The sequence below is a fragment of the Protaetiibacter intestinalis genome, assembly GCF_003627075.1.
GTDB classification, from domain to species: Bacteria; Actinomycetota; Actinomycetes; order Actinomycetales; family Microbacteriaceae; genus Homoserinibacter; species Homoserinibacter intestinalis.
This window is the reverse complement of the sequence record NZ_CP032630.1, coordinates 2,579,729-2,606,389: the sequence shown is the minus strand read 5'-3', so window position 1 is coordinate 2,606,389 and position 26,661 is coordinate 2,579,729. Positions and strand designations below refer to the sequence as shown.

Here is a 26,661-nt window from a genome sequence, read left to right as displayed (position 1 = left end):
CGGGGAGCCGGCCCCCTGCAGGCCCAGGGTGCCGGCTCCCGGTCGGTCGGCCGGCCGCGCGCGTCGAGCCGCGCGGCCGACCGGGTCGATCAGAAGAAGCCCAGCGCCGCCTCGGAGTACGAGACGAGCAGGTTCTTCGTCTGCTGGTAGTGGTCGAGCGCCTGGGCGCTGTTCTCGCGCCCGATGCCGGAGCTCTTGTAGCCGCCGAACGCCGCCCCCGCCGGGTAGGCGTGGTAGTTGTTCACCCACACGCGCCCGGCCTGGATGTCGCGGCCGGCCCGGTAGGCGAGGTTGCCGTTGCGGGTCCACACGCCGGCGCCGAGACCGTAGAGGGTGTCGTTGGCGAGCATGATCGCCTCGGCGTAGTCCTCGAAGGTGGTGACGGCGACGACCGGGCCGAAGATCTCCTCCTGGAACAGCCTCATCGAGTTCTGCCCCTCGAAGATGGTCGGCTCGACGTAGTAGCCGCCCGTGAGGTCGCCGCCGAGGTCGGCGCGACCGCCGCCGACGGCGATCTTCGCGCCCTCCTTCACGCCGATGTCGATGTAGCTGAGGATCTTCTCGAGCTGGTCGTTCGACGCCTGGGCGCCCACCTGCGTGTCGGTGTCGAGCGGGTTGCCCTGCACGGCGAGCTTGGTGCGCGCGACCGCGGCCTCGAGGAACTCGTCGTAGATCGAGCGCTGGATGAGGGCGCGGCTCGGGCAGGTGCACACCTCGCCCTGGTTGAAGGCGAACAGCGTGAAGCCCTCGAGCGCCTTGTCGTAGTAGCTGTCCTTCTGCTGCACGACATCCTCGAAGAACAGGTTGGGGCTCTTGCCGCCGAGCTCGAGGGTCGCCGGGATGATGTTGGCGCTCGCGTACTGCAGGATGAGGCGGCCGGTGGTCGTCTCGCCCGTGAACGCGATCTTCCGGATGCGGTTGCTGGAGGCGAGCGGCTTACCCGCCTCGACACCGAAGCCGTTGACGACGTTGACGACGCCGGGCGGCAGGATGTCGCCGATCAGCTCGATGAGCACGAGGATCGACACCGGCGTCTGCTCGGCCGGCTTCAGCACGACCGTGTTGCCGGCCGCGAGGGCGGGGGCGAGCTTCCACACGGCCATGAGCAGCGGGAAGTTCCACGGGATGATCTGCCCGACGACGCCGAGCGGCTCGTGGAAGTGGTAGGCGACGGTGTCGTGGTCGAGCTGCGTGAAGCTGCCCTCCTGCGCCCGGATGAGGCTCGCGTAGTAGCGGAAGTGGTCGGCGGCGAGCGGGAGGTCGGCGTTGAGCGGTTCGCGGATCGCCTTACCGTTGTCCCAGGTCTCGGCGACCGCGAGCACCTCCAGGTTCTGCTCGATGACATCCGCGATCCGGTGCAGCACCGCGGCACGTTCCGCGGCGGAGGCGCGGCCCCAGGCGGGGGCGGCCTTCTCGGCGGCGTCGAGCGCCGCGTCGATGTCCTCCGAGGTGCCGCGCGCGACCTCCGCGAACGGCTTGCCGTTGACCGGCGAGATGTCTTCGAAGTACTGCCCGAGTTTCGGCTTCACCCACTCCCCGCCGATCCAGTGCTCGTAGCGGGGCTTGAAGTCGATGAGTGCTCCCGGCGTTCCCGGTGCTGCATAGACGGTCATCCTCGACCCTCCTGTGACGTCGTCGTCTGCCCGGCGGTCGCCGGGTGCGCACGACGCTACGGACGCGGAGGTTGCGGGAGGGTTGCAGTCTGTTGCATGCGGCCGAGCTCGTGCTCGATCCGTTCGATGCGCGACACGACGAGCGCCCGTTTCGGCGAGCGGGCGGGCAGCAGCCGCAGGCACGCCTGCCACACCTCGAGGTCGTCGGCGGCGTCGAAGCTGCGCGCGTACTCGAGCAGGGTGTCGACGGAGGCGTCGGCGAGCATCGCCTCGCGCAGCGCCGCCCGCAGCTCCTCGCGGATGGCGACGATGCCGGGCGCATCCGACTGCGGCAGCAGCGGGCCCGGGTAGCTGCCGAGGGCCACCTTGTGGGCGCCGCGTTCGAGGAAGCCGAGCACGCGGTGCACGTCGAGTTCGAGCGGCTCGGTGAGGCGGTAGGGCCGGGACTCCGGGGCGAGGGATTCCGGCAGCTCGCGACGCAGCCGCACCATCTCGGCGCGCAGGGTCACGGTGGCGTCGTCGCGCCCGTAGACGAGCTCGGCGAGCCGCTCGGCGCTGAGGCCCTGCCGATGCCAGGCGAGCAGCGTGAGGATCTCGGCGTGCCGCCGGGTGAGCTCGAGGCTCGTGCGCCCGTGGTCGAGCCGGCCCTCGTCGCGTCCGAGCACGTGCAGCACGGGGCGCACGACGGATGCCGGGGGTCGCCGCACGGGCGCGACCACGTCGTCGAGCCGGCGGATGCGCAGCTCCGCCTCGACGGCCGCGACGGCCGCCTCGAGCAGCGGCAGCGTGGCGGGGGCCGCGGCGTCGTCGCCGCCCGTGATGTCGATGACGCCCACGAGCGACCCGGTGCCCGGGTCGTGCACGGGCACCGCGGTGCACGACCACGGATGCACGACGCGACCGAAGTGCTCGGCACCGGAGATCTGGATGCCGTGGTCGAGCGCGAGGGCGGTGCCGGGCGCGCTCGTGCCGACGGCGCGCTCGGACCAGTCGGCACCCTCGACGAAGCCCATGCTCTCGGCGCGGCGCCGCAGCGCGCGGTCGCCGTCGATCCACAGCAGGCGGCCCGCCTGGTCGCCGACGGCGATGATGAGCCCCGCGTCGAAGGTGTGCCGGATGAGCAGCCGGTGCAGGCTCGGCAGCGCCGAGGAGAGCGGATGCGCGTCGCGGTAGGCGCGCAACTCCTCCTCGCTGAGCTCCACATCCGGCGACAGCTTGTCGGGGTCGACGCGGAAGCCGACCGAGCGCTCCCAGGACTCGCGCACGAGACGCCGCACGCCCTCCGAGTCGCGACGCTCCCCCACGACCGCGTCGTGCGCGGCGCGCACCGCGTCGCGGTGCTCGGTGGGCAGGGCGACCCACGGGCTCGAGGTCACGCAGCGCTCCCTTCGGCGTCGACAGGGTGCTGCAAGGGTAACGCGGACGGGGGCGGCGCGTCCCCTAACGTGGACGGATGCGCATCCTGCTGCTCCGGATCGTGTTCGCCGCCTACCTCGTGGCTGTCGGCTTCGCCGTGTGGGCGCCGAATCCGGCCGACGGCGCGTACGCGGGTGTGCTCGCGATGCCGGCGCGCTGGCTCGCGAGCCTCGGCCTGCCGTTCGAGCCGAGCTACGCCGTGCTCGAGTTCACGGCGAACATCGCGATGTTCGTGCCGTTCGGGGTGCTCGCGATGACCGCGTTCCGGATGCGCGTGTGGTCGACGACCCTCGCGGGACTGGCGACGAGTGCGCTCATCGAGGGTGTGCAGCTGTTCCTGCCGACGCGGTACTCGACGGTCTCGGACCTCGTGGCGAACACGGCGGGTGCACTCGTCGGCGCCCTGCTCGTCGCCGCGGTGAGACGCTCCCGGACCCGGCGCTCACAGCAGCTTCCGAGCGTCGCCTAGAGCACCGCTCAGCGAGCGGGCGCAGGGTGAGCGCGATGACCGCTCCCGCCCGTGCTCCGCAGTCCAAGAAGGAGCTCCGCAAGCTCTCGAAGAAGGAGCAGATCGCCCGCTCCCGCGAGGGCGCGAGGATCAAACGGGAACGGGAGCGCAAGCGCCGGATCCGGAATCGCCTCCTCCTCGCTTCCGGATTGACGGTGGCGGTCGCGCTCACGGCGACCGCCACCGTCACGGTGCAGGCCGCCCAGCAGCGGGAGGCGAACGCCGGTCCCGAGAACATGGCGAGCAACGGCATCCTGTTCACGGGCGACGGCTCGGCGATGAGCGCGACGCGCACGGCGCGGCTCGAGGAGGACGACTCGCCCACGCCGACCGCGCTCGACGAGACCGACGGTGTGGTCGCGGTGACCGCGTACCTCGACTTCGCCGACCCCGACTCGATGGCGTTCCTCACCGCGAACACGAACCTGGAGTCGTGGGTGACCGCCGGCTACCTCACGCTCGAGCTGCACCCGGTGGCGGTGACGGCGACGAAGGTGGGCGACGACTACTCGATCCGTGCGGCGAACGCCTTCGCGTGCGTCGCGCAGTACGCGCCCGACAGCGCCTTCGCGGTCGCCTCCGCGATGGCGAAGGCCTACCCGGCCGACGACGCGGATCCGCCGGCCGACGACGCGCTCGTGCTGCTCGTGCAGAACGCCGGCGTGACCGACGACGATGTCGCGAAGTGCATCACGGATGGCCGCTTCCGGCCGTGGGTGACGCGGGCGACCGCGCGGGCCACCTCGTCCGGCATCCCGAACTCCTCGGTGTCGGCGCTCAGCGCGACCCCGACGATCCTCGTGAACCGCGAGCAGTACACGGGCGACGCGGATGACGCGGATGCGTTCACCTCGTTCGTGCTCGCCCAGTACGACGCCGAGACGGGCACGGATTCCGGCGACACGGGCGACGGCGGCGACACCGGGGACGCGACCGGGGACGCGACCGGGTGAGCGTCGAGGCTCAGTGCAGGAGTGAGCCGTCCTCCTTCACCGCGTTCTTCTCGCCCGCCTCGATGGCGAACGGGAAGCGGTTCTGCTTGGGCGGCAGCGGGCAGTTGAAGGCGTAGCTGAAGGCGCACGGCGGCAGTACGGCCCGGTTGAAGTCGAGCGTGATGGTGCCGTCGGCGTTCGGGGCGACGAAGAGGAAGCGGCCGACGCTGTAGGTGCTGACGTCGTTGGTGGCGTCGGCGAAGACGAGCTGCAGGGCGCGGCCCGACTTGAAGGCGGCGAGGTCGTAGTCGACGCCGTCGCGGCTGAAGGTGATGCGACCGGGCACCACCTCGTCGCGGGTCTTGCCGTCGTCCTTGAGGTGCTCGAAGCCGAGCACGGTGCCCTCCGGGTTGAGCGACCAGTCGGCGGTGACCACCCAGTCGGGGTTGTAGTCGAACGCGTCGATGCCGCCGAACTCCTGGATCGCCTCCGACTGGGCGTCGAAGACGCGCAGCGCGTAGAGGCCGCCCTCCTGGGCGATGACGAAGCCCGTGACGGTGTCGCTGAAGCGCACGGCCGACGGTTCGGGCGAGTCCTTGCCACGCACCGTGACGGTGCCCTCGACGAGCACGCCGTCGACCTGGATGCCGTCCGCCGCGGTCGCGGTGAGGCTGATGCCCGACTCGCCGGCCGGCAGCGGGGCCCAGGTTCCCGGGACGCCCCACACCGTCTGCTCGATGTCGATGACCTGCGTCGTGGTGAGCGCGAGGCTGCCCTGCGGCTGCACGACCGCCAGCTCGCGGCGCGAGTGGAAGAACGCGAACTGCTCTTCGGGGGTCTGCTGTGCGGTGGGGGCGGCGGTCTCGGTCATGCTGTCCATCCTGGTCGACTCCCCCGGTTCAACCGCACGGGACACGGCGATATTTCCTCCCGCGTCCCCTCGCGCCCGCTCCCGGGCTGTCAGCTGGCGTCGGGCAGGGTTGTGTATTCCCTGCCGAGGTAGGAGGTCCATTGCAGTACCCCGCGGGTGTCTTGGACGACTTTCCATCCGCCGTGGTGTTTCAGGGTGTGGTGTCCGCGGGAGAGGTGGGCGAGGTTGTCGTGGTCGGTGGGTCCGTTCTGGGTTGCCCAGTCGCGGGTGTGGTCGATGTCGCATCGTCGGGTGCAGATGAGGCACATCGGGAACCGGCATGATCCGTCTCGGACCCGCAGCCATCGTCGCAATGGTTCGGGGACCCGGTAGGCGGTGCGTCCCATCGACAGCCCGGTCCCGGTGTCTGGGTCGGTGAGCATCCGATACAGCACGGGTGCGTGGGAGGTGAGTTTGCGTGCGGTGGCGGCGTCGATCGGCCCGACCCCTTCCAGGTTCCCCGGTTGGTTCCCGCCGAGGAGAGTGCCGATCGGGACGGTGACGATGACGGTCGGGATGATGCCGGCGAACGGTCCCACGGTGGTCTCCTGGATCGCCAACAACTCGTCCGGGTCCGCGTTCATGGTCTCCAACATGGTCCGACCCAACCCGAGCGTGGAGTCGCGTTCCAGGAGGGCGTCGACGAGCACGTCGACCCGCAACTGGGTCAACGTCCGCGGATCCCCATCCTCCACGGCGTGTCCGGCGGCGGTGGTGGCTTTCTCGTAGATCGCCGCCGCGTCGACCGCGTTGGTGTAGATGCCCAGGTATGCCATCCCGTCTCGGGCAGGTTCGAGCACGAGTTCACGTCGGGTGTGGGCGGTGCGCACCCGTTCGACCATCGACTCCGGGTTCCGTCGCTCCCGCAACCGGCGCACCTTCCTGCGGAACTGTGCCACCGTCACCGACCTGGCAACCCCGAGCGCCACCCGCTCCACCGCCTCCCGATCCACCGGGTCCAGTTCCGCGGTCTCGTCGATCAGCACCTGCGCATGCCGATACGAGAACAACCCTTCCCCCAACGCGGCGAACGTTGCAGGCAGTTGCCGAGTCAGCATCCGCGACTCACCCAACAGCGTCTCGACAGCCCGTTCCGGCATCCGCAACGCACACGCCAACTCCGCCCGCTCAGCACGCTCCCGCAACGGAGCAGCCGACGGCGGATACGCCACCGCGAACGCCGCCTCGAACTCCAACAGAGCCTCCGCACGCGCCGCCGACAGAGCATCCATCTGCGCCTGGATCGCCACGACACGACCCAGGGCGGCATCCGCCACAGCAACCGGATCGGGTCGTTTCCTCATGCCTCAAGGCCACACGAGACCCCCGACATCGAGGACCCGAAACAGGCCCTCAGAGGCCCCACGGCGGGAGCAATTCCCGCACCGTTACCCAGCTGTGACCTACACTGCCCCTGCCGCATCCGCAACGGGCCGATCGACGCCTCAGCGGGGCCAAGGTGGAAGCGCTCGCCCTGTGGCCGGGACGCAACTACGCGGGCGGCGGCCGGTGGCGCGGGGCGCTCAACTGGTCGAAGCGCCTCGACTACGAATCGTTCTACCGGCGGCGGTTCCGCGCAGCAGCCGAGGCGATCGGTCGGCCCACACTGAGGTTCCACGACCTGCGGCACACCGCCGCGAGCTTGTGGGCGCTGTCAGGCATGCCGATGGAGCGTGTTGCCGCAGCCCTCGGACATGCCGACACCGGCGTCACCTATAGGACCTACCTGCACTTCTTCCCCGACGCCTGGGACGCCGACATGGCGCGCTTCGAGGCGAGCCTCGCAGCCCCGAGCGCGCGGGTCACTCCGTTGCAACGGGAGGCGTGGGGCGGGCCAGGAGCCCAGCGGTGAAGAACTGCACCAACGGGACGGCGAGCAGCACCGCCGCCTCTGCCTCGGCGGGCGTCGGCTTGCGGTAGCCGTTGCCACCGTGGCGGCTCTCCTGGCCTTCCCACAGCGACTTCATCATTTCGAGCGGCGCACCCACCGCCGAGGCGGATTCAAGCGGGAGGCGCCAGTCGCCCTGGTCGCGCACCGCAGCGATCATCGTTCCAAGGGTGGCCTTGGGATTCATCGGCAGCACGAGCTCGGCCCCGGCCTCCTCGACGGCCTTGATCGCCTTCTCGTAGGCCTCCTCAGGGTCAGGGTTGCGACCAAAGGCGGCGTGCCACGCCTCGGACAGCAAAGCACCGGCGGTCGCCGAGTTGGCGATGACAGCATCCACGGCGTCGGCAACGCCCTGCGGCACGCGCTTCTCTAAACCGGGGTTCCCGCCCCGGTCGCCGACTTTCCACTCCGAGCCACCGGCATGCAGGATCTCTTCGAGGTCGCGCTTGTGCTGCCAACCGCCGTCGGTGTGTGACAGCTCATAGACGAGCCAGTCAAGAAAGGCAAGCTGCTGCTCCTCATCGAGCCATTCCCAGTAGTGCGCGGCGGCGTCACCCTGACTCCAGTCATCACGGTGGGGCGGGTCATTGCGCATCGCAACGTCCCACTTCGCGACCAATGACTCGTTCAAGAAATAACCGCCCTGCACCCGAAGGAAACGCATTGCCCACGCCTGCACGCTGGTGGCGCTCCACGTCGGGATGCCGGGGACCAGCGCAGCGTGCTCAACCGGGTCAACTCCGGGTGGCGTCCAAGGAGACATACCTACATGTTGCCCGAGCGCACCGACACAAGGCCGCGCGACACGATGGACGGGATTTGCCTTTGCAGGCTTGTGCGCCGATGCCCAAACTTCCCCGTAAACGTTCGGTAGGGCGGACGGGACTTGAACCCGTGACCGACGGATTATGAGTCCGCTGCTCTAACCGGCTGAGCTACCGCCCCGCGACAACGCTACCCGGTGAAGGGAGCGTCGGGCGCCTGCCCGCCGGTGGCCCGCTCGCCGGCGACCTCGATGAGCCATTCGACCCGCCGACGATGGGCGCGTCGCCGCGAGAACCACCCCCACAGCGCGACCACCCCGAGCACGACGCCCGCGATCGTCACGAGGACGCCGACGGCGGGCGGTCCGTAGCCCCGCGCCAGGGCGACCGGCCCGCCGATCACCGCGAGGAGCGCCACCATCCCGAGTACGAACAACCCGACCCCCGCCATCCGACCGCCGGGGGCGCCGAGCCACGCCGCGTGGAAGGGGGTCGGGAGGCCGCGCTCGCCCTGGGCCACGGATGCCGCCGCGAGCCAGCGGCGCGAGGACGCGCGCACACGGGCGTCGTCGACGTCGGCGGCGACCGCCCAGACGATCCCGAAAAGCACGCTCACCAGCATCAACGTCGTCATCACGGCCGTCAGCGGGTCTTCGTCGAACGCGCCGAAGTCCCTCCCGCCCCACTCCATGGTGAGCAGCACCAGGAGGACGATCACCGTCACCACGCACGCGAGGACGAGCGTCCAGAACGCGATCCGTCGCACCAGGCGGGTCCCGCGCGTGACCGAGAGGAGTTCGGCCGCCGCGGCACGATCGTCGGCGAGGGTCACGTCGTCATCGCCGGAGGACGCCGCCGGAGGTTCCTCCTGCACGGCCGCCACCTCAGGCACCTGATGCGGCACCCCGAGCAAGCCGTCGAGCTCGCGCAGCACGAGGCCGCGATCCACCTCCACCTGGCGACCACTCGCCAGCACGTTCTCGCTCAGGAAGCCCCGCTCCTGCGCCGCATCCGCTCCCGCCGGGATGCCGGATGCCGCCACGGCCTCCCACAGCAGCCGCGCCTGAGCGGTGTCGAGCCCCCGGATGGGCGCGCCCGCGACGAGCACCCGGATGCGGCGGCCACCGGCCGTGCGGAACGTCAGCACGAGGTAGCCGGCACCGCCCCCGCTCGACACCGAGCGCCGCACGGTCACCAGTTCGGCCGGGCGCACGGTGACCCCGCGCAGACGCAGCGCGCCGTCCGGCAGCACCACGATCCGCGGATACGCCGCCGCGAGCCCCAACACGATCGCGAGGACCACCGGCACGGCGATCGCCAGGAAGACGAGCACCCGCGGTGTCGCCGGCGGCAGCAGCGCCGCGACGGGCTCCTGCAGCACGATGCTCAGCACGACGACCGCGATGACCATCGGGGCGATCGCCCGACGCCACGCGGCCGGCTGCAGCACCCGCCCGGCCGCGTCCGGCGCGCTCACCGCGCGAGCTCCCCCTCGGTGTCGGGGTCGACGACGCTCTCGCCGCGGTAGAGCGCCTCGAAGATGTCGAGGGTGCGCTGGATGTCGTGGGCCTCGACCGTGCGCAGCGCCCCGCGCTGCAGCCGCTCGAACTCGGCGGGCGGCGCCGTGAGCACCGCGCGCAGGTGCGCGGCGAACTCGTCGATGTCGCCCGGCTGGTACAGGTAGCCGTTCTCGCCGGGGTGCACGAGGTGCGGCAGCGCCATCGCGTCGGCGGCCACCACCGGAAGCCCCGAGGCGAGCGCCTCCATCGTCGCGATCGACTGCAGCTCGGCACGCGACGGCATCGCGAACACGGATGCCGAGGTGAGGGTGCTGCGCAGCACCTCGTCCGAGACCCGACCGCGGAAGTTCACCCGCTCGGCGATGCCGAGCTCACGCGCCCGCGCCTCGAGCTGCTTGCGCACCTCGCCGCCGCCGATGATCTCGACCCGCACGTCGAGGTCGCCGAGCTTCGCGGCGGCCTCGAGCAGTTCGTGGATGTACTTCTCCTCGTCGAGCCGCCCGAGGAAGGCGATGACGTTCTCGGTGCGCGGCGAGAAGTCGGCCGTGTAGAAGCTCGTGTCGATGCCGCACGAGATCGCGAGCACGTGGTCGAGCCCCGTGCCCTTCTCGAAGAACTCGGCCGCGCGGCGCGTGGGCGTCGTCACGGCATCCGCCATCGAGAACCACTTGCGCGCCGAGCCCCACTGGATGCTCGCGAGCCAGCCGAGCATCGCGTTCGGCAGTACGGTGACGTGCTGCAGGATGTTTTCCGGCATCACGTGGTTGGTGCCGATCAGCTGGATGCCGTGGCGCTTCGCCGCCGTGGCGAGCCCTCGCCCGACGACGATGTGCGACTGGAAGTGCACCGCATCCGGCTTCACCTCGCGCACGATGCGCTCGGCGTTGGCCTTGACCCGCCAGGGCAGCATGAACCGCAGCCACGGGTGCGGCAGCCAACGCCACGAGTACACGCGGTGCACCGTGAGCGGCACCCCCTCGTGCTCCTCGGTGAAGGTGCCGACCTTGCCGCGCTGCGCGGGCGCCATGACGTGCACCTCGTGCCCGCGACGGGCGAGGCCGGCGGCGAGGTTGCGCGTGAACGTGGCGGCGCCGTTGACATCCGGGGTGAAGGTGTCGGCGCCGATGAGAACGGTCAGGCGTGGCGCGGAGGCGGGGTTCGACGACGGGGCGTCGCTCACTCGATCAGTCCCTCGGTCGGTGGAAACAACTCCTCCACGCTACCTCAGGGTCGCGAATTCCCCGGGCTCATCGCGGTGGTGGGTCTGCGGATGGTGTTTCGCGAGTTGGAAGACGCCGTAGATGGCGACCCCACCCGAGAGCACCCACATGACGAGCGCCCAGACGGGGGTCTCGGACGCCTCCCCGAGCACGAAGATGCCGATCGCGATCGCCACCAGCGGGTCGATGACCGTGAGCCCCGCGATCACGAGGTCGGGTGCGCCCACCGAGTACGCCGTCTGCACGAAGTAGAAGCCGAGCGCGAGGGCGAGCAGCAGGCCGACGGCGCCGACGACGGTCACCCAGCTCGCGTTGCCGTTGAGGATGCGGTTGATGACGACCTTCGCGATCGAGGCGACGAAGCCGTACAGGATGCCGCCCGCGGCGATGTAGAAGAGCGCCGTGAGGCGCTTGCGGAAGAACACGAACGCGGCCGCGAGGGCGAGCAGCACGAGCCCCAGGATGCCGAGGATGATGATGAGCTGCGTCTCGCCGATGATGTGCTCGGTCGCGTAGAACGCCGCGATCGTCACGAAGGCGCCGATGCCGAGCACGCACATGGTGATCGCGAGGATCGCCGGCCGGTCGAGCTTCACGTGCGAGACCCGCGCGTTGAGGATCGAGGTGAGCACGAGCGCCACGATGCCGATCGGCTGCACGACGATGAGCGGTGCGAAGCCGAGCGCCGTGAGCTGCATCACGATGGCGAGTCCCAGCATGATCGTGCCGAACAGCCAGCTCGGTCGGGCGAGCAGCCGCAGCAGCTGACCGCCCGAGAGGCCGGCCTTCTCGCCTGTGCCGTAGCGCTCCTCGACCTTCTCCACGCCGCGGTGCTGCAGTTGCGCACCGAGTGCGAGGAAGACGGCGCCCACGATCGCGATGAGGATCCCGATGGGCGTCGACCCCTCGAACAGCTGCGCGACGTCGTCGGCGAGGGGGATGGGGTCGAGCACCCGTCGAATCTACCGGTCGCCGCGCCGATATCCTGTGCGAATGGCCGTCCTCCCGATCCGGATCACCGGAGACCCCGTGCTGCACAGTCGCGCGCAGGAGGTGGAGGAGATCGACGAGAGCCTGTTCACCCTCGTGCACGACATGGAGGACACCATGTCGGCCGCGCCGGGCGTCGGGCTCGCCGCCCCGCAGGTGGGCGTGCCCCTGCGCCTGTTCGTCTACAACTGGCGCGACGAGGAGGGCGTGCTGCATCGCGGCACCGCCATCAACCCGCAGCTGCTCATCTCGCCGCCGCCCGTCGGCGTGCCGGATCCGGACGACGAGTCGGAGGGCTGCCTCTCGATCCCGGGCGAGCGCTTCCCGCTGCTGCGCTCGCGCACGGCGCTGCTGCGCGCCGTGGAGCTCGACGGCAAGCCCTACGAGCTGCTCGTGAACGGTTGGCTCGCCCGCATCTTCCAGCACGAGTTCGACCACCTGGACGGCATCCTGTACGCCGACCGTCTCGACGACGCGCACGCGCGCGCCGCGCAGCGCACCGTGCGCCGCCGCAAGTGGGGTGTTCCGGGGCAGTCCTGGCTCCCCGGTCGCGACCACCTCGAGGACTGAGGCGCGTCCGGGCCCTAGCGGGGCTCGAGCGGCACGCCGTGCACGCCGTTGTGGAAGCGCAGCCCGGGGAACACCGCCTGCACGGTGAAGCCGACCCCCGGCACCGTGTGCGCCTCGAACACGCCCCCGAACAGCTCGGTGCGCTCGCGCATCTCGGTGATCCCGCGCCCCGCGGGTGAGCGGGTGAGCGCGGCGAGGTCGTCGTCGACCGTGTAGCTCTGGCGCTGCGCCTCCTCGTAGGGGTCGCGCCCGGCGCGGATCGCCTCGGCCCGGATGCCGTCGTCCTCGACGAGCAGCTGCAGGCCGTCGTCGGTCCAGGTGAAGGCGACCTTCGCGTGGGTGCCCTCGCCGCCGTGCGCGAGCGCGTTGCTGAGCGCCTCCTGCAGGATGCGGAACACCGCGAGTTCGGCGCCGGGCCGCAGTTCGTGCCGCGTGCCGTGCTCGACGAACTCGATGTCGAGTCCCGCGTCGCGCATGACCCCGACGAGCTCGAGCGCCGAGGTCAGCTCCGGCTCGGCCATCGCCTCCGCCTCGCCGTCGCGCACGACGGTCATCACCCGGCGCAGGTCGGCGAGGGTGGCGCGGGCGGCGTCCTCGATGAGGCCGGCGCTGCGCCCGGCGGCCGAGGGGTCCTGGGTGGCGGCGTAGCGTGCACCCTCCGCCTGGCTGATGATGACCGATACGGAGTGCACGGCGATCTCGTGCAGCTCGCGGATCATCCGCAGTCGGCTCCCCTGCTCGGCGAGCGTGAGCTCGAGGTCGATGCGCTCGCGTTCGGCGGCGGCCCGTTCGGTGCGCGCCGTGCGGGCCGCGCGTCGCGCGCGGCGCCACAGCACGAGGAGGATGAGCGCGAGGAGCACGAGCGCCGCGCAGCCGGCGGCGAGGACGACCGTCGTCGTCGAACCGGCGATCGCCGAGACGTCCATGTCGTCCTCCCCGCCGCGGGGCTCGGGTCGCCGACGCGGTCGTGACGATGCTAGCGAAACGCGACCCGAACCCGGTGCTCAGTCCTGCGGAGGCTGCTGCTGAGAGCGCAGCACCTCGAGGCGGGCGCGGTACTCGACCTCCTCGATGTCGCCTCGTGCGAAGCGCTCGGCGAGCACGGCCTCGGCGCTCCGCGCGGCCTGGGCCTGCACCCAGGGATGGGCGCCCGGTCCGGCGCCCCAGTAGGGGTGGCGGCCGAAGCGGCGGCGGCGCGTGACGACGAGCGTGATGATCAGACCGACGATCAGCAGCCAGAAGATCGCGGGCACGAACCAGAAGCCCCACCCCCACGCGTGGAACGGGTGGAAGGCGGCGAGGATCGGGGCGGCCGCGATCGCGACGGTGGATGACATGGCGGGTCTCCTCTCGGATCCGACCCCACGGCGGGGCCGGTGATCCCAGACTCCGCCGGGCACGGCATCCGCGAATCCGCCCGCGGGTGTCGGCCGGCTACTCCCCCGGGACGACGCCGGGCGTCACGAGGCCCGTCTCGTAGGCGACGATGACGAGCTGCACCCGGTCGCGGGCTGCCAGCTTCGTCATGATGCGCGAGACGTGGGTCTTCGCGGTGAGGGGGCTGAGGTACAGGCGCGCCCCGATCTCCTCGTTGGTGAGGCCCTGTCCGACGAGCGCGAGCACCTCGCGCTCGCGCTCGGTGAGCACCTCGAGCCGCGTGCGGTCCGGGGCGACCGCGAGACCCCCGGCCACCCGCGACAGCAGGGTGCGGGTCACGCTCGGGCTCAGCAGCGCATCCCCCGCCGTCACCACCCGCACGGCGCGCAGCAGCTCGACCGGCTCCGTGTCCTTCACGAGGAAGCCGCTCGCGCCCGCCCGGATCGCCTGGGCGACGTACTCGTCGAGCTCGAAGGTCGTCACCACCACGACCCGCACGCCCGCGAGCTGCGGGTCGGACACGATCTGCTCGGTCGCCCACAGGCCGTCGCCGTCGGGCATCCGGATGTCCATGAGCAGCACGTCGGGGCGCTCGAGCCGGGCCGCTGCGACGGCCTCGCGGCCGGTGCCGGCCTCGCCGACGACCTGCATGTCGGGCTCCGAGTCGAGCAGGCTCCGGAAGCCCGCGCGGATGAGCTGCTGGTCGTCGGCGACGACGACGCGGATCACGTCGCACCGCCCGTCGGGAGCACGGCGCGCACCGTGAAGCCGTGCTCGGCGTCCGTCTCGAAGCGACCGCCGAGCAGCTCGACGCGTTCGCGCATGCCGAGCAGCCCGCGACCGGGCACGACCTCGCCGGGTGTGCCGTCGTCGTCGACCTCGACGAGCAGGCCGCCGGGTGCGGCGTCGAGCCGCACCGTCACGCGGCCCACGTCGACCCCGTGCCGGCCGACGTTGGTGAGCGCCTCCTGCACGATGCGGTACGCCGCGGCGCCGACCGCGGCCGGCACCTCGTGCGGGGCGAAGCGGTCGACGAGCTCCACCCGGGCGCCCGGGATCTCGACGGACGCGACCAGCGCGGGGATGCCGTCGAGCGACGGCTGGGGCGCGCGCGGCGCCTGCTCGCCCTCGTCGCGCAGCATCCCGAGCACCGTGCGCACGTCGTCGAGCGCGGTCTTGCTCGTCTGCTTGATGGCGGCGAGGGCCTCGACGGCCTGCTCCGGCCGGCTCTCGGCGAGGTGCAGGCCGACGCCCGCCTGCACGTTGATCTGGCTGAGGGAGTGCGCGAGCACGTCGTGCAGCTCGCGCGCGATCCGCATCCGCTCGGCCTCCGCCGCATCCATCCGCCGACGGGCGAGCACGGCGCGGAACTCCGCGGCGCGTTCGCGGCGGGTGCGCAGGCTCTCGCCGATGCCCATCACGAGCAGCAGGCCGAGCGTCGTCCCCACGATCCGGAGCGGACTCCAGGCCTGCTCGGGCGCGACGAGCAGCACCGCGAAGGCGGTCGCCCAGCCCACCGCGAGCGACACCCAGGCCCAGACGCGGGCGCCGCGCACGACCGCGGCGGCGAGGGCGAAGACGAGGGCGAGGGGCGGCGGGCCGCCGTTGACGCCCACGAGCAGCTCCCCCACGGCCGCGGCCGTCGCGACGGCGGCCACCGGCCCGGGGAGGCGCCGCGCGGCGATGAGGGCGAGCGGGCCGACGGCGGCGAGGGCGATCGTCGCGGTGGCGATCCACGGGTCGGGCTGCACGAGCCGCACGAGCACCGCCGCGACGGGCAGCTGCACGAGCGCGCTCAGCACGACGGGCGCCCACAGCCTGAACCCGGGCGACGCGAACCGCGGGCGAGGATGCCCCGGATCGCCGAGCGCCCACGGCCCGGCACCCCAGGCGACGCCGTCGGCGGATGCGGGCGGCCGGGGCATGCCCCGATGCTACGCGCGTGGGGCGCACCGCCTCATCCGACCGCGGGCGCGGGAGCGGTACTCCCGCGGGAGTACGGGACGAGGGGGAACCTGTGGCTCCCCGGCTTGGACTCGAACCAAGAACCTATCGGTTAACAGCCGATTGCTCTGCCAATTGAGCTACCGAGGATCGCTGCCGAGACAGCCTCGCTAGCTTAGCAAAGGATCGACGGGGCTCCGCGCAGTGGCGGAGTGAAGCGCCCTGGGCTTCGTGGAGGCTCGGCTACCTCGAACCCGTCGATCGTCCGGCACCCGCCGTCGCCGTCGACGACCGATACGCTCGATCGCGTGGGCGGGGGCAGTGCACGGGAACACGACTACGCGCTCGTCGCGCACACGGGGTGCCGGCGGGTCACCGCCCAGACCGATGCCGCGGTGATCGCCGCGCTGGGGCGCCTCGCCGAGCAGGGCCTCGCCGTGCGCGAGGGCGACTCTGTCGCACTCCTCGCGCCCGACGACGCCGGCATCCGCGACCCGGACGCTCGCGACCGGCTCGCCGCCCTCCGAGAGGACTGGCTGCGTCATACCGACGCGCAGGATCGCGAACCCGACGACGACGAGGTGCTCTACGGCGACCTCGGCTACTGGACCCACTGGTGGAACCAGCTGAACGAGCGCCGGGAGTCGGCGAGGCCCGTGCGGATGGACCTCGTGGTGGCCGACGACGGCGCTTTCGACGCGCGGGACTGGATCGGGGAGTTCGATCAGGCGATCCTCGGCCACGTGGTCGCGAACCGTCTGCTGACGGGGCGGGCGATCGTCGCGACGGCCGGTCTCGACGCCCCGTCCGGCGACATCGTTCGCCTCGCCCGATCGCTCGGCTTCCAGGTGCGCGTGCTCGCCTCGCCCGCCCACTACGCGCTCTACGACGACCGCACGGCGGTGCTGCGAGAGCACGCGGCGGACGGGGCGGTGCGGCACCGGTGCACGAGGCGGCCGAGCACGGTCGAGCCGCTGCGGCAGCTGTTCGCGCTGCAGTGGTCGGTCGCCGTGCCGTGGAACGAGGTCGCCAACGGGACCCACGACATCCTGCGCCTGCTCGCGCGCGGGATGACCGACGCACAGATCGCCGCCGCGACGAACCAGTCGATGCGCACCGTCAGCAGGCGGATCACCGAGACGATGCGGGCCGCCGGGGTCGACACACGCTTCCAGCTGGGGATGCGCTACGCGCAGACCGGAGGCCAGGGCGCGCCGAGCTGAGCCGTTGGCGTCTTCGCGCCAACCTCGCGGAGGCGTTTCGGTCGACCGGGGATGCTGGTGCGGTGTGCGCCGCGTCACGGCGCGCCGCCGCGCCGCCGATGCGACGCGGTCGACACGACGCACCAGGGGGATCGCCATGCGCGCCAGCTTCCGCACCCGCCGCCGCGCCCGCCTGCTCGCCGCCGCGCTCGTCCTCGGCGGCCTCGTGGCCACGGCCGGCGTGGCGGCGACGGACACGGCCGCGCAGGCCGCGGTGCCGATCGCGCCGCCGGCGGCCACGCCGCCCATCGCCGCGCCGACGGCGCACTCGCTCGAATCGCAGGTCTGGGTGCGATGGGAGCCGGCGATCCCCGCCGATGGCGAGGCCGTCACCGGCTACACCGTGCACGTCTACGAGGGTGCGAACGAGGTGGCCGAGTGGCACGCCGCCGCGCTGCTGACGGGACGCCTCATCCCCGAACTGACCAACGGCACGGCCTACTCGTTCACCGTCAGCGTCAGCACGACCGAGGGCGAGAGCGCAGAGTCCGACCCGAGCGCGGCGGTGACCCCGGTGGATGCGGTGGCCCCCGACGAGATCGTCGACACGATCGACGTCGACGTCTCGCCGCAGTCGGCGGTGGTCTCGCCGGACGGCACCCGGCTGTATACGGGGAACAACTCCGCCCACACGGTGTCGGTCGTCGACACCGCGGCCGGGGTCGCGCTCGACACGATCGACATCGACGCCACCGCGGGGGCGTTGGCGATCTCGCCCGACGGCCGCACGCTCTATGTGAGCCGGTACGTGTCCGGGATGGGATCCTACGGAGTGTCGGTCATCGACACCGCGACGGGAACCGTCTCGGCCACGATCTCATTCCCGGAGTACATGTCGCGCATGGCCGTCTCGCCGGACGGCGCACGACTCTACGCGGTCATGAACGGATCCGGCCGCATCAGGGTGATCGACACCGCCACGAACACGGAGATCGGCGACGACATCTCTCTCGGCTACGGGATCCCCGGGATCGCGGTGTCGCCGGACTCGACGTCGCTCTACGTCCTGTCGCGGTCGGCTGACGATCAGCTGTTGGTGTTCGACACGGCGACGTTCACCGTCACCAGGGCGGCCCAGATCGCGGGAACTCCCTACCAGCTCGACCTCTCCCCCGATGGCCGCACGGCCTTCGTCCTCGAGCCGACGGGTGGGGAGCTCCTGGTCATCGACACGGCGTCGCTGGCGACGCGCGACCGCATCACTGTCGGAGACGTGTGGAATCACCAGGCATCCACGCCCGACGGGGCGATGGTGTATCTGGTCTCGTCGGATACGGTGGCGATCGTCGACGTGGATGCGGGCGACGTGGTCGCGACCCTGCCGACCACCGGGGAGGGTTCGCTGTCGCCGGCGGTGTCGCCGGACGGCACGGCCGTCTACGTGCCCAGCCTTCGGGGTGGCAGCGTCGATGTGCTGCGGTACGTCCCGCCACCGACGACGGTGGTGTTCGATGCGAACGGCGGCACCGGGACCATGTCGGATCAGACGAGCGGGCGGGATCAGGCGGCCGCCCTCGGCCCGGTGGCCTTCACCAAGGCGGACCACGCCTTCGCAGGTTGGAACACGGCCGCGGACGGCTCGGGCACCGCCTACGCGGACCAGGCGGTCTACGGGTTCGAGGCGGATGCCACGCTCTACGCGCAGTGGTCGAGCACGGTGATCGCCTCGCTGGCGATCCACGGCCCGACCGCCGCGGAGGAGGGCGACCACGTCGACTACACGGTCGAGGCGTTCAACGCCGCCGGAGGCTCACTCGGCGACGTCACGGCGCAGACCGAGCTCGGCACCGACGTCTCCGCCGACGACGTCGTCGGCGCGGAGGTGACCTTCGGCTTCGTCCCGAGCGCGCTCGGCGGCAGCAGCACGAGGGCACTCACGGCGACGCTCTCCACCGACCCCGGGATCACGGCGACGCTCTCGGTCGAGGTCGACTCGGCCGCGTCCGGGATCCGGCTGTCGGCGCCCACGACCGCCGGGCAGGGCGACACGATCACGGTGACGGTCGAGGCCGTGGATGCCGCGGGCGGGGCGCTCGGGAACGTGACGGGGCTCGCGGTGATCACCAGCAGCGTCGAGTCCGACGAGATCGTCGGCGATCAGGTGCACTTCGTGCACGCCAGCCCGCACCTGATCACCGCGACGATCCCCGGGGTGCCGGGTTTCACGGCGCGCGCGACGGTGGAGGTCGCCCCGACGCGGTCCTCGACGCTCGAGGCCACCGGAGCGGACCCGTCGGCCCCCGCCGCCGTCGCCGCGGCGCTGCTCGCGCTCGGCGCAGCCGGACTGCTGCTCGCGCGTCGCGCCGTGCGACGCCCCTGAGCCGGCGGTCGCCTCCCCGCTACGCGCGGGCGAGGCAGGTGGGCGCGGCGACGGCGGTCTCGCCGAGCGGCTCCGGGATGCCGTCCGCCCCGATCCGGAACGTCGAGACGCGGTCGGAGCGCTGGTTCGCGACGTGCAGCAGCTCGCCGTCGACGAGCAGGTGCCGCGGCCAGGCGCCGCCCGAGGGCACGGCGCCGAGCGGACGCGCACCGTCGGCGTCGAGGGACACGACCGCGACGAGGTCGGCACCCCGCAGCCCCGCGTAGAGGTGGCGTCCGTCCGCCGAGAGGCCGAGGGCGGCGGCCTGGTCGGCTCCGGGCGTCGCGCCCGGCAGCGCGAGGATCTGCACGATCTCGAACTCGACGCCCGCCGGGTCGAGGATGAGCAGTTCGCAGCTCCACTCGCCGAGCAGGGCGAGCTCGCCGGAGGGCAGCGCGAGGAGGTCGCGCGGCCCGGTGCCCTCGGGCAGCGGCAGCGAGTCGATGCGCTCGAGCAGTCCGTCTTCGGTGCGGCGGTGCACGTGGAGGCGATCGGCGCCGAGGTCGAGGGTCAGCACGCGCCCGTCGGGCAGCACATGCACGTGGTGGGCGTGCGGACCCTCCTGAGCGGGCAGCGGGCCGGAGCCGGTGCCCTCCAGACGTTGGAGCGGCGCCTCCTCACCGTGCCGCACCACCACGACTGCGCCGTCGCCGTAGCAGGCCACCGCGACCGTGTCATCGTCGAGGAACGCGGCGTGGCAGGGCCAGTGACCGCCCGTCGCGACCACGCCGTCCGGGGCCCAGCCGGCGTCCGTGCGCACGAACCAGGCGAGGCCGCCCTCGCCCTCGAGGGTCGCGACCAGGCGGTCGCCGCGCACCGTCAGCCACGACGGCGAGGGGCACTCGGCGATCAGCTCGACCCCGCCCGGAAGCCCCGCGGATGCCGTGACGATGCCGCGGCCCGCGCCGCCCATGTCGGGCCCGTAGCCGCCGACGAGCAGCGCGCTCACGCGCCGAGCTCCGCGAGCCGCTGCACATAGCCGTGCAGCGGGTTCGCGAGCACCTCGTCCACCGAGCCGTAGCCGACGATGAGCCCCGCGTGCAGCACGGCGATGCGGTCGACCACGGTGCGCAGCTCGCGCAGGTCGTGCCCCACGATGAGCGCGCTGAAGCCGAGCTCCTTCTGCAACTCGGCGACCACTTGCAGAATCGGACCGCGCACCAGCACGTCGACGCCCATCGTCGGGTCGTCGGCGACGAGCAGCTCCGGCTCGAGCACGAGCGAGCGCGCCAGGGCGATGCGCTGGCGCTGGCCGCGGCTCAGCTCGTGCGGGAACTTCTCCATGACCGAGAGCGGCAGCCGCACCGCGTCGACGAGCCCCGCGACGGCGGTGCCGGCCTCGAGGCGGTCGAAGTGCTTGTCGCGCTGGAAGATCGGCTCGGCGACGTTCTCGCCGACGGTCAGGTGGGGTTGCAGCGAGGATCCGCCGTCCTGCGGGAGGTAGCCGACCCGCAGGGCGAGCGCGTCGCGCCGACGCCGACTCGCGCCGCGCAGCTCGCGCCCGAGCACCGTGAGGCGGCCACGGGCGATGACGGGCGCCTCGCGCTCCCCCGGTGCGAGCTGCGAGGCGACCGCGCGCGCCAGGGTCGACTTGCCGGAGCCCGCCTCGCCGATGAGCCCGAGCGTCTCGCCCGCCGCGATCTGGAACGACACCCCGTTGATCGCGGGGAGCTCGTCGTGCCCGTAGAACAGCGTCAGGTCGTCGGCGAGCACCGCCAGCTCGGCGGGGACGTGGCTCCTCGTCATGCCTCCGATTCTGGCAGGGATGCCAGCGCGGCGCGGCGCGCAGCCTGCTCGACGGGGTCCGGCACCGGAAGGGATGCCAGCAGGCGTCGGGTGTACGGGTCACGCGGCGCTCCCAGCACCTCGCGCGTGTCGCCCTGCTCGACGACGTCGCCGTGGTGCAGCACGACCACGCGGTGCGCCACCCGGTCCACGACCGCGAGGTCGTGGGTGATGAACAGCGAGGCGAAGCCGAAGCGCCCCTGCAGCTCCTCGAAGAGTTCGAGCACACGCGCCTGCACGGAGACGTCGAGCGCGCTCGTCGGCTCGTCGGCGATGAGCAGCTTCGGGTCGAGCGCGAGGGCGCGCGCGAGGCTCGCGCGCTGCCGCTGCCCACCGGAGAGCTCGTGCGGGTAGCGGTCGCCGTACGCGCCGCCGAGCTGCACGGCCTCGAGCAGCTCGTCGACCCGGGCGCGCGCGTCGGCGGGCGAGCTCGCGACGCCGTGCACGACGAGCGGCTCGGCGACGCAGTCGGCGATCGTGAGCAGCGGGTTGAAGCTCGTCGCGGGGTCCTGGAAGACGAAGCCGAGCTCGCGGCGACGGGCGCGGAACGCCCGCTCCTTGACCCCGAGCATCTCGGTGCCGAGCACCCGCAGCGACCCGCCCGTGACGGGCGTGAGGCCCGCGATGGCCCGGCCGATCGTCGTCTTGCCGGAGCCGGACTCGCCGACGAGGCCCACGACCTCGCCGGGTGCGATGCTCAGGTCGATCCCGCGCACCGCGAGGAAGGGCTTGCGCCCGAACCGGCCCGGGTACTCGATCTCGAGCCCCACCGCCTCGACGACGGCTCCGCCCTCGACCGCGGGAGGGGCGGCGCGTTCGGTGAGCTCGACGCGCGGCACCGCCGCGAGCAGCTTCTTCGTGTAGTCGTGGCGGGGCGTCTCGAAGAGCTCGCGCACCGGCGCGGTCTCGACGACCTCGCCCTGGAACATGACCGCCACGCGGTCCGCGAGGTCGGCGACGACGCCCATGTTGTGCGTGATGAGCACGATCGCCGTGCCGAACTCGTCACGGCAGCGCCGCAGCAGCTCGAGGATCTCGGCCTGCACCGTCACGTCGAGCGCCGTCGTCGGCTCGTCGGCGATGAGCACCGAGGCGTCGAGCGCGAGCGCCATCGCGATCACGATGCGCTGCTTCTGTCCGCCCGAGAACTGGTGCGGGTAGTCGTCGACGCGCTGCTCGGGATGCGGGATGCCGACCTTGCGCAGCATCTCGATCGCGTGCGCCCGCGCGCGCTTCTTCGAGTACTTCCCGTGCGCCCGCAGGCCCTCGGCGAGCTGCCAGCCGACCGTGTAGACGGGGTTGAGCGCCGTCGACGGCTCCTGGAAGATCATCGCGGCCGCGGTGCCGCGCAGCTCGCGCAGGCGGCGCGCGTCGAGGGTCACGACATCCTCGGCACCCACCATGACGGCACCGCGCACGGTGGCCGTCTCGGGCAGCAGGCGCAGGATGCTGCGGGCCGTCACGGTCTTGCCGGAGCCCGACTCGCCGACGATCGCGAGCACCTCCCCCGGCGCGACCTCGAGGTCCACCCCCCGCACGGCCTGCACGGTTCCGCCGTCGGTGTCGAAGGTGACCCGGAGGTCGCGGATGTCGACGGCCGCTTCGCGCGCGTTCACTGCACGTCCCCCAGCTCCTCACGGGCCGCGGGCTCCGCGGCGGCCACCGCCTGCGCCGGCGTGACGGCGGGCTTGCGCCTCGCCCGCAGGCGAGGATCCGCCAGGTCGTTGAGACTCTCGCCGATGAGCGTGATGCCGAGCACGACGAGCACGATCGCGAGGCCCGGGAAGATCGAGGTCCACCAGATGCCGCTCGTGACGTCGGAGAGCGACTTGTTGAGGTCGTACCCCCACTCGGCGGCGGCGCTCGGCTCGATGCCGAAGCCGAGGAAGCCGAGCCCGGCGAGCGTCAGGATCGCCTCCGAGCTGTTGAGCGTGACGATGAGCGGCAGCGTGCGGGTCGAGTTGCGCAGCACGTGACGGAACATGATCCGACCCGTGGAGGCCCCGACGACCTTCGCCGACTCCACGAACGCCTCCGACTTGACCCGCAGCACCTCCGCACGCACGACCCGCAGGTACTGCGGGATGAACACGACCGTGATCGAGATCGCCGCCGCGAGGATGCCGCCCCAGAGGCTCGACTGGCCGCCCGAGATGACGATGGCCGCGACGATCGCGAGCAGGAGGCTCGGGAAGGCGTAGATCGCATCCGCGATGACGATCGTGATGCGGTCGAACCATCCGCCGAGGTAGCCCGTGAGCAGGCCGAGCGCGACGCCCAGGAACACCGAGAGCACGATCGCGACGATGATCACGAGCAGCGCGGTCTGCGCCCCCCAGAGCACGCGCGAGAGCACGTCGTAGCCGCCGACGGTGGTGCCCAGCAGGTGGTCGGAGCTCGGCGGCTGCTGGGCGCCGAAGAGACCGTCGGGCCCGCGCAGCTGGTTGTAGCCGTACGGCGCGAGCAGCGGCGCGAGGATCGCGACGATCACGAAGATCGTCGTGATGACGAGGCCGGTGAGCAGCATGCCGCGCTGCAGGCCCACGCTCTGCTGGAGCTGCTGCAGCACGGGCAGCCGGCGCCACCACCGCGGGCGGACGCGAGCGGATGCGGGGGTCGGGGTCGTCGCGGTCATCAGTACCTCACCCGGGGGTCGAGGATCGCCGCCACGATGTCGACGATGAAGTTCGTGAGGGCGACGATCACCGCGAGCAGCGCGACGATGCCCTGCACCGCCACGAAGTCGCGCTTGGAGAGGTAGTAGGCCAACTGGAAGCCGAGACCCTTCCACTCGAAGGTCGTCTCGGTGAGCACCGCGCCGCCGAGCAGCAGGGCGATCTGCAGGCCGATGACCGTGATGATGGGCACGAGCGCGGGCTTGAGCGCGTGGCGGCGCACGAGGCGGTACTCGCGGACGCCGCGCGAGCGGGCGGCATCCACGTAGTCCCGGGAGAGCGTGCCGATGACGTTGGTGCGCACGAGCCGCAGGAAGACGCCCGCCGTCAGCAGGCCGAGCGCGAGCGCCGGGAGCACCGCGTGCACGAGCACGTCGCCGATCGCGGCGGCGCTGCCCGTGCGGATCGCGTCGATGAGGTAGATGCCCGTCGGGTCGTCGAGCTGCTGGAACTTGATCTCGGTGCGCGTCGACGCCCGCCCCGCGACGGGCAGCACCTTGAGCCACACGGAGAAGACGAGCTTGAGCACGAGGCCCGCGAAGAACACGGGCGTCGCGTAGCTGAGGATCGCGAACACGCGCAGCGCCGCATCCCCCCAGCGATCGCGGAAGTACGCGGCGACCATGCCGAGCGGGATGCCGACGAGGAAGGCGACGATGAGCGAGTAGAAGACGAGCTCGAGCGTCGCCGAACCGTAGGTCCAGAGGATCTCGGTGATCGGGCGGCCGTCGGTGATCGAGCTGCCGAAGTCGCCCGTGAAGACCCGCCCGAGGTACTCGAGGTACTGCACGATGATCGGCCGGTCGTAGCCCGCCTCGTGGATGCGCTCGGCGAGCTGGTCGGGGGTGAGGCGGTCGCCGAGCGAGGCGGTGATGGGGTCGCCCGTGAGCCGCATGAGGAAGAAGACGAGCGTCACGAGGATGAAGATCGTCGGGAAGATCAGCAGGAAGCGCACGAGCAGGTAGCGCCAGAAGCCGCCGCCTCGCGCTCGCCGGATGCCCGCGGTCCCCGCGCCGGGCGGCGCGGACGGGGCGGTGACGGTCGTCATGTCGTGAATCTCCCTCGATGCCACGAGAACGGGGCGGCCAGCGAGTGGCCGCCCCGTTCCGTGTGCGGACGTATCCGGCTTCGCTCAGCCCTTGGTCAGGCTACCGAAGCGGAACTTGAACGAGCCGTCGAGCACCGCGCCCGAGACGTCCTTGCCCGTGATCGCCGTCTGCGCGCCCTGCAGGAGCGGCAGGGTCGACAGCTGGGCGGCCACCTTGGCCTGGATGTCCTCGAGGATCGCGGCGCGCGCGTCGGGGTCGGTCTCGGTCTGCTGCTGGACGATCAGTCCGTCCACCTCGGAGTCGCTGTAGTGGTTCGCGAGGAAGTTGTCGGTCGCGAAGAACGGCGTGAGGTAGTTGTCCGCGTCCGAGTAGTCCGGGAACCAGCCGAGCTGGTACAGCGGGTACAGGTCGGCCGTGCGGTCCTTCGAGTACTGCGTCCACTCGGTCGAGCCGAGGTTGACGGTGAAGAGGCCGCTCGAGTCGAGCTGGTCCTTGACGAGCGCGTACTCGTCGGCGGACGACTCGCCGTAGTGGTCGGGGTTGTACTGGAGGTTGATCTCGACCGGGGTCGCGACGCCGGCGGCCTCGAGGGTCGCCTTCGCCTTGTCGACGTCCGCGCCGCCGTCACCGTCGCCGTAGAGGTCCTTGAGGACCTCGGTGGCACCGGTCAGACCCTGCGGCACGTAAGAGTACAGCGGCGTGTAGGTGTCCTTGTAGACCTGCGTCGCGATCTCCGAGCGGTCGACGACATCCGCGATCGCCTGGCGCACCGCGAGAGCCTTCGCCGGGTCGGCGTCGGGGGTCGAGGCGCCGTACGGCTGCGTGTTGAAGTTGAACACGATGTAGCGGATCTCGCCGCCGGGGCCGTCGACGACCTTCACCGAGTCCTGCGTGCGCAGGTCGGCGATGTCGGTCGCCGAGAGGCTGCGGTACGCCACGTCGATGTTGCCCTCCTGCACGTCGAGCTTCAGGTTCGAGGCGTCGGCGTAGTACTTGAGGGTGACGTCCGAGTTCTCGGGGGCGCCCAGGTTGCCCTGGTACTCCTCGTTCGGCGTGAAGGTCACGAGCTCGTTGAACTTGTAGCTCGAGATCGTGTACGGGCCGGCGAAGGCCTCGCCCGCGACGATGTCGTCGTCGCTCGTGATCGCGTCGGCCGAGAAGACCTCCTCGTCGACGATCGGAGCGGCGGGGCTCGAGAGCACCTGCGGGAAGGTCTGGTCGTTGCCGTTCTTGAGGTGGAACACGACGGTCGTGTCGTCGGGCGCGTCGATGCTGTCGATGGCGCCGAGGAGGTACGACGGGCCGTTCTCGTCGGCGATCGCGAGCTGGCGGTCGAAGCTGAACTTCACGTCCGAGGAGGTGAGGTCGTGGCCGTTCGCGAACTTCAGGCCCGACTTCAGCACGACCGTGTACTCGCCCTCGGCGGTGTACTCGGCCGACTCGGCGATGTCCGGCGTGACGTCGGAGGTGCCCTGCACGGAGTTGAGCAGGAAGGGGTAGACCTGGTTCATGACGGCGAACGAGCCGTTGTCGTACGAGCCGGCAGGGTCGAGGAAGGTGACCTTGTCGGTGGTGCCGACGATGATGCTGCTGCCGTCCGAACCGCCGTTGTCGTCGGTGTCGGAGGCGCAACCCGCGAGCACGATCGCAGCACTCACGGGGAGTGCGACGGCGGCGAGGACGCGGGTCTTGCGAGAGACGGATGCCATGTCCGTGGACCTCATTCCTTGGGATGTGAAAGGACGGACGACCGTGGTCGCCCGACCATCAGGTCTATCACGGCGGACGGGGCCGCCCTGCCACGAGGCGCCCGGTGGCCCCTTTGTTTACGGCATTGAAACGATTGACGCAGTTTTCCTGCGTGAGCGGGCGATCCATG

General features: G+C 71.5%; 24 protein-coding genes and 2 tRNA genes. 6 read left to right on the top strand and 20 right to left on the bottom strand.

Going from position 1 to position 26,661, the window contains the following annotated elements; translation table 11 throughout:
• Positions 1–89 precede the first annotated feature (89 nt).
• Positions 90–1,613, bottom strand: coding sequence for an acetaldehyde dehydrogenase ExaC (gene exaC / locus D7I47_RS12320; RefSeq protein ID WP_120763327.1), 1,524 nt, complete (start codon positions 1,611–1,613; stop codon positions 90–92).
• Positions 1,614–1,669: 56 nt separating this feature from the next.
• Positions 1,670–2,989 carry a GAF domain-containing protein gene (locus tag D7I47_RS12315; protein ID WP_120763326.1) on the bottom strand — a complete coding sequence of 440 codons (1,320 nt, stop codon included), beginning with the start codon at positions 2,987–2,989 and terminating at the stop codon, positions 1,670–1,672.
• Positions 2,990–3,066: 77 nt separating this feature from the next.
• Between D7I47_RS12315 and D7I47_RS12310 the strand changes: the two genes are divergently transcribed.
• On the top strand, positions 3,067–3,498 hold the full coding sequence (locus D7I47_RS12310; RefSeq protein ID WP_120763325.1) for a VanZ family protein: 432 nt from the start codon (positions 3,067–3,069) through the stop codon (positions 3,496–3,498).
• Positions 3,499–3,533: 35 nt separating this feature from the next.
• On the top strand, positions 3,534–4,490 hold the full coding sequence (locus D7I47_RS12305; protein ID WP_120763324.1) for a DsbA family protein: 957 nt from the start codon (positions 3,534–3,536) through the stop codon (positions 4,488–4,490).
• A gap of 10 nt (positions 4,491–4,500) precedes the next feature.
• On the opposite strand, the gene D7I47_RS12300 is transcribed toward D7I47_RS12305, so the two are convergent.
• Both D7I47_RS12300 and D7I47_RS12295 read right to left on the bottom strand, forming a co-directional pair.
• Positions 4,501–5,340, bottom strand: a complete 840-nt coding sequence (locus D7I47_RS12300) for a DUF1684 domain-containing protein (protein WP_120763323.1) — start codon at positions 5,338–5,340, stop codon at positions 4,501–4,503.
• Between the two features lie 89 nt (positions 5,341–5,429).
• Positions 5,430–6,683 (bottom strand): HNH endonuclease signature motif containing protein, encoded by a 1,254-nt coding sequence (locus D7I47_RS12295; RefSeq protein ID WP_120763322.1) that lies wholly within the window; start codon positions 6,681–6,683, stop codon positions 5,430–5,432.
• A 155-nt stretch (positions 6,684–6,838) separates the two neighbouring features.
• Here D7I47_RS12295 and D7I47_RS12290 point away from each other — a divergent pair, with 155 nt between their 5' ends.
• Complete coding sequence (locus D7I47_RS12290; RefSeq protein WP_157981730.1) at positions 6,839–7,231, top strand: tyrosine-type recombinase/integrase; 393 nt, start codon at positions 6,839–6,841, stop codon at positions 7,229–7,231.
• Here the strand turns inward: D7I47_RS12290 and D7I47_RS12285 are convergent.
• From D7I47_RS12285 to D7I47_RS12265, 5 genes are all read right to left on the bottom strand, one after another.
• Positions 7,182–7,931: a hypothetical protein gene (locus tag D7I47_RS12285; RefSeq protein ID WP_120763320.1), complete on the bottom strand. Its 750-nt coding sequence runs from the start codon at positions 7,929–7,931 to the stop codon at positions 7,182–7,184. The two genes, D7I47_RS12290 and D7I47_RS12285, sit on opposite strands and share 50 nt — an antisense overlap.
• A 207-nt stretch (positions 7,932–8,138) precedes the next feature.
• Positions 8,139–8,212, bottom strand: a tRNA-Ile gene (locus D7I47_RS12280).
• 9 nt (positions 8,213–8,221) lie between these two features.
• Positions 8,222–9,508, bottom strand: coding sequence for a hypothetical protein (locus D7I47_RS12275; RefSeq protein WP_120763319.1), 1,287 nt, complete (start codon positions 9,506–9,508; stop codon positions 8,222–8,224).
• Entirely contained in the window at positions 9,505–10,731 is a 1,227-nt protein-coding gene (locus tag D7I47_RS12270) for a glycosyltransferase (protein WP_227000669.1), read from the bottom strand. The genes D7I47_RS12275 and D7I47_RS12270 overlap by 4 nt, the downstream gene beginning before the upstream one ends.
• Before the next feature lie 39 nt (positions 10,732–10,770).
• Positions 10,771–11,724, bottom strand: coding sequence for a DMT family transporter (locus D7I47_RS12265; protein WP_227000667.1), 954 nt, complete (start codon positions 11,722–11,724; stop codon positions 10,771–10,773).
• Positions 11,725–11,764: 40 nt separating this feature from the next.
• Here D7I47_RS12265 and def point away from each other — a divergent pair, with 40 nt between their 5' ends.
• The gene (def, locus tag D7I47_RS12260; RefSeq protein ID WP_120763318.1) at positions 11,765–12,331 is read left to right on the top strand and encodes a peptide deformylase; all 567 of its coding nucleotides are present in this window, start codon (positions 11,765–11,767) and stop codon (positions 12,329–12,331) included.
• 14 nt (positions 12,332–12,345) lie between these two features.
• On the opposite strand, the gene D7I47_RS12255 is transcribed toward def, so the two are convergent.
• The 5 genes from D7I47_RS12255 to D7I47_RS12235 form a co-directional block, all read right to left on the bottom strand.
• Positions 12,346–13,257, bottom strand: a complete 912-nt coding sequence (locus tag D7I47_RS12255; protein WP_120763317.1) for a sensor histidine kinase — start codon at positions 13,255–13,257, stop codon at positions 12,346–12,348.
• 78 nt (positions 13,258–13,335) lie between these two features.
• The gene (locus D7I47_RS12250; RefSeq protein ID WP_227000665.1) at positions 13,336–13,668 is read right to left on the bottom strand and encodes an SHOCT domain-containing protein; all 333 of its coding nucleotides are present in this window, start codon (positions 13,666–13,668) and stop codon (positions 13,336–13,338) included.
• A gap of 97 nt (positions 13,669–13,765) precedes the next feature.
• A complete protein-coding gene (locus D7I47_RS12245) occupies positions 13,766–14,437 on the bottom strand; it encodes a response regulator transcription factor (protein ID WP_120763316.1) in 672 nt (223 codons plus the stop codon).
• Positions 14,434–15,633: a sensor histidine kinase gene (locus D7I47_RS12240; protein ID WP_120763315.1), complete on the bottom strand. Its 1,200-nt coding sequence runs from the start codon at positions 15,631–15,633 to the stop codon at positions 14,434–14,436. The genes D7I47_RS12245 and D7I47_RS12240 overlap by 4 nt, the downstream gene beginning before the upstream one ends.
• A gap of 93 nt (positions 15,634–15,726) precedes the next feature.
• A tRNA-Asn gene (locus tag D7I47_RS12235) sits at positions 15,727–15,802 on the bottom strand.
• Positions 15,803–15,960: 158 nt separating this feature from the next.
• On the opposite strand from D7I47_RS12235, the gene D7I47_RS12230 reads away from it, so the two are divergent.
• Entirely contained in the window at positions 15,961–16,875 is a 915-nt protein-coding gene (locus D7I47_RS12230; protein ID WP_120763314.1) for a helix-turn-helix transcriptional regulator, read from the top strand.
• A gap of 136 nt (positions 16,876–17,011) precedes the next feature.
• A complete protein-coding gene (locus tag D7I47_RS12225; RefSeq protein ID WP_120763313.1) occupies positions 17,012–19,234 on the top strand; it encodes an InlB B-repeat-containing protein in 2,223 nt (740 codons plus the stop codon).
• Positions 19,235–19,253: 19 nt separating this feature from the next.
• On the opposite strand, the gene D7I47_RS12220 is transcribed toward D7I47_RS12225, so the two are convergent.
• From D7I47_RS12220 to D7I47_RS12195, 6 genes are all read right to left on the bottom strand, one after another.
• Complete coding sequence (locus D7I47_RS12220) at positions 19,254–20,222, bottom strand: lactonase family protein (protein ID WP_120763312.1); 969 nt, start codon at positions 20,220–20,222, stop codon at positions 19,254–19,256.
• Positions 20,219–21,019 (bottom strand): ATP-binding cassette domain-containing protein, encoded by an 801-nt coding sequence (locus D7I47_RS12215; protein ID WP_120763311.1) that lies wholly within the window; start codon positions 21,017–21,019, stop codon positions 20,219–20,221. Before D7I47_RS12215 ends, D7I47_RS12220 begins: the two co-directional genes overlap by 4 nt.
• A complete protein-coding gene (locus D7I47_RS12210; protein ID WP_120763310.1) occupies positions 21,016–22,674 on the bottom strand; it encodes a dipeptide ABC transporter ATP-binding protein in 1,659 nt (552 codons plus the stop codon). The genes D7I47_RS12215 and D7I47_RS12210 overlap by 4 nt, the downstream gene beginning before the upstream one ends.
• Positions 22,671–23,693 (bottom strand): ABC transporter permease, encoded by a 1,023-nt coding sequence (locus tag D7I47_RS12205; RefSeq protein WP_120763309.1) that lies wholly within the window; start codon positions 23,691–23,693, stop codon positions 22,671–22,673. Before D7I47_RS12205 ends, D7I47_RS12210 begins: the two co-directional genes overlap by 4 nt.
• Positions 23,693–24,781, bottom strand: a complete 1,089-nt coding sequence (locus D7I47_RS12200; protein ID WP_120763308.1) for an ABC transporter permease — start codon at positions 24,779–24,781, stop codon at positions 23,693–23,695. The genes D7I47_RS12205 and D7I47_RS12200 overlap by 1 nt, the downstream gene beginning before the upstream one ends.
• Positions 24,782–24,865: 84 nt before the next feature.
• Positions 24,866–26,491: an ABC transporter substrate-binding protein gene (locus tag D7I47_RS12195; RefSeq protein ID WP_120763307.1), complete on the bottom strand. Its 1,626-nt coding sequence runs from the start codon at positions 26,489–26,491 to the stop codon at positions 24,866–24,868.
• Positions 26,492–26,661: the final 170 nt, after the last annotated feature.